Raw genomic sequence first — 3,311 nt, 5'->3', positions numbered from 1 at the left:
TGTAGAGGAAGAACTGAGACAAAAGACTGAGGAACTGGCAGAAATAAATCGAGTAAAGGATGAATTCGTCGCTGTCTTGTCTCATGAGTTACGTACTCCCATGCATAATCTTCACGGCTGGGCGCAACTATTGCTAACTGAACATGAGATGGATGAAGCACTGAAAATTGAGGGACTGGAAACGATTGAGCGGAATGCCCGTCTGCAAGTTCGCTTAATTGACGATTTGCTGGATTTGGCTAGGATGCAGAAGGTCGAAATGAATTTGGAAATCGAACCTGTTGATCTAGCAAGTGTAATTCGGTCAGCAGCAGATACTATTCGATTGTCAGCCCAAACAAAGGGCATTCAAATTCAGTTACATCTTGATACTGATGTGTCCAACGTTTTAGGTGATGCGATTCGTTTACAACAGGTGGTTTGGAATTTGCTTTCAAATGCAATCAAGTTTAGTTCCAAGAATGAAAGTGTAGAGGTGAGGTTGGAACAAGTTGAGTCTCAAGCTCAGATTACTGTTATTGATCGAGGGAGGGGTATAGAAGCAGAATTTATACCATTCGTCTTTGAACGGTTTAGTCAGCGTGATGCTTCCACTACTCGTTCTGCTGGAGGATTGGGGTTAGGACTTGCGATCGCTCTCACAATTGTAGAACTCCACAATGGCAATATCACAGCAGCCAGTGCGGGATTGGGCAAAGGTTCGACATTCACGGTGAGGCTACCTATCGTGACAATGACAACGCAGTTGAGCAATGATGAACTAGTACTAGGAGAATTGCTACATGGCAATCAGAAAATTGCCCAATTGCAGAACTTGTGCATTCTAGTTGTGGATGACGATGCAGATGCTCGGATGTTAATGCAGACTGTTCTTCAGAGTGCCGGGGCAGATGTATTAGTGGCAGCATCAGTAAAAGAAGCATTGGCACTTTTAGAACAGCAATCGCCGGCTCTACTGATTAGTGATATCAGTATGCCAGATGAGGATGGCTTTACCTTGATTCGTCAGGTTCGCTCCCGCACTATAGAGCAAGGGGGACAAATTCCAGCGATCGCTCTCACTGCTTTTGCTGAAGCCAAAAATGAGCAACGTATTTTAAAAGCAGGGTTTCAACTTTTTATTACCAAGCCAATTGAGCCAATGGAACTTGTGGACAAGATCATTGAGGTATTAAAAACTTGATCAAATGTCAATTCCTTTCTATTTTAACCAGTGCATCACCTCTAGCGCTGCTGTCCTAGTCTGAGTAAGCGGTCATTTAAGGCGATTCTTCCTAATTCAGAAATAACCTCAACTGGAACACCAACAGATTTAGCTGCTTCTGGGATTGTTACTCTGCTATTTCGCAATAGCTCTAAAACTTGCTGCACTTTAGGAACAACTGGATCGCTTTTGTTGGTGTAACCCCGATTAATAGCAATTCTCAGCCCGGTTTCAATATCATCTACTCTCGCTCTGCGATTTTTATCTATTAATAGTGTCTGTTGTCCAGCGATTGCGCTACTTTCAGAAGCTGTTCGGCGTCTACGTGCAGTGCCGAAGCCTATCGGAGACGCTGCGCGTAGCTTGCTTCCCCGTAGGGGTACGGCAACGTCTTCTGGTGCGTCCGCTATGCGTAGCTTGCTTCCCTGTAAGGGTACGACCAACGCATTTGCAATCTGAATACCAACATACTCAGTGTTTCTACACTTTGGAACGATATCGAAGTTGTAGAGTCGCTTTTGTCCCGTTTTGTCTATAGTTTGGACAAGTAAGTTAGTAATGGCAGTAGTGGTAGCCCCTGGAAACTTTAGCGGTTGGATTGCCCTCAGAAAGATGGTTGTGGCGCGTCCGCTTTTTAAATCTGTATCTGTGGTGTAGACGAGTCGTGAAGGGTCTGCTACCAAAATGTAGGCGATCGCCTCGTCGGTTTGAGTGAAGCTAATAGGCGTAGCACGTCCTGGAGTAATTTGAACCTGAATCCTGCTGCTTGCAGCCATATCCCGTTCAATCAAGCGATATGCAGGAGTTTGTGCTTGTGCCTGTACAACAGGTATTGTCAACCCAAATAGTATTGTGGTGCTAGCAATAACAAGAGTGGCAAATTGTTTCATACCAATTTTGAATTTTGGACTAGAAGTTTTGACTTATAGGCTGTTCCAGTAATCTTAAAGATTAAGTTGTAGAACGTTCAGTTTGTATCTATTCAAAAGCCAAGCGTTGCTGTACATGAATCGATTCCAATTTGTTTGAATTTTAAATTGCTGGCTACTTATACCAAATTGGTCTCATCGTTCAACTTTCAAAAAACTATTGACGACAACCGAGACTTCTGTACCTTCAGGTAAAAACTGGATATTTGGACGTTGTAGTAATTCCTGTACTGCTTGGTCAGAGCGTCTAGACAGACGTTCACTGACTGGACTAAAAAAGCCTTCCAACGCCGCCGCCCAAATCTGAGGATTAGAGTTACTAGTAATAGTACTTTGGTTAAAAGTGCCACTAGAAACAACAGTGCTAGATTGAGTGCGGGGCTGATTCACTATGCTTCCCACTTTACCCAAACTACTGAGTAATCCAACTAACAAATCTTGTTGGGCAATATCTGTCCCCACATCATTCAGCTTTTTAGCAATTAACGGTTGCTGTCCTCGACCGCGAATTAACAGAGTCTCAGCCGGAATGCTTTCCTGTTTGACCGTGCCTTGGGAGTCAGGGTAAATCAGCGCGATCGCACTTGCAGATACTAAGTTATTCTTTTTACCTACTGCCACTGTTTTCGTTACTAAAACAGTACCAGCCGGGAGTGCCACCGTGCCATTTGTGGCTGTGAGAGGTTTGGTTAACTCGATAGCAAAGCGATCGCTCTGATTATTCCCTCCCTGATCCCAAATCATCGGCATGATAATTCTACCTGGGGCAGATGTACCCAGCGCTACCTCTTTAGTTTCATTGACATTGAGATTGGTTGTAGCTACAGGGGTGCGATTGAGGATACCTACCATTCCTGGAGTCAAGTTATCAGTTTTACTGTCAGTGCTTTTGGAGCCAATTAAAACTGTTTGAATACCAGGGTCTTCAGGAGTGGAAATGGATGTCCTAGCTGTTGGTTTCAAGCCTGTTGGAGTTTGAGTGTTAACAGCTACTTCTGACTGAGTTTCAGGTGCTTTAGAGTTACCGATTTGCGACTGTCCCAGGCTAGCTAGTTGGCTCCACTGCTGGAAAGGATCGACATTACTTTCAGGCTGTCGTATTGGTGTTGAAGCTTGAAAGTAATGTCGATCCTTTCCAGCAGTGGAGCCAACTAGCTAGCCTGGGACAGTCGCAAATC

General features: G+C 44.3%; 3 protein-coding genes. 1 reads left to right on the top strand and 2 read right to left on the bottom strand.

Annotated elements, in window-relative coordinates; translation table 11 throughout:
- The coding region (locus LC574_RS32400) for an ATP-binding protein (protein ID WP_229457698.1) at nt 1–1,183 on the top strand (1,183 nt) is incomplete at its 5' end.
- Nucleotides 1,184–1,224: 41 nt separating this feature from the next.
- Here the strand turns inward: LC574_RS32400 and LC574_RS32395 are convergent.
- On the bottom strand, nt 1,225–2,094 hold the full coding sequence (locus tag LC574_RS32395; protein WP_229457697.1) for a hypothetical protein: 870 nt from the start codon (nt 2,092–2,094) through the stop codon (nt 1,225–1,227).
- Nucleotides 2,095–2,268: 174 nt separating this feature from the next.
- Nucleotides 2,269–3,096 (bottom strand): TrbI/VirB10 family protein, encoded by an 828-nt coding sequence (locus tag LC574_RS32390; protein ID WP_229457696.1) that lies wholly within the window; start codon nt 3,094–3,096, stop codon nt 2,269–2,271.
- Between the last annotated feature and the right edge of the window lie 215 nt (nt 3,097–3,311).

This window comes from Nostoc sp. CHAB 5715 (genome assembly GCF_020829685.1).
Taxonomy (GTDB): domain Bacteria; phylum Cyanobacteriota; class Cyanobacteriia; order Cyanobacteriales; family Nostocaceae; genus Nostoc.
This window is presented reverse-complemented; position numbering and strand designations above follow the sequence as displayed.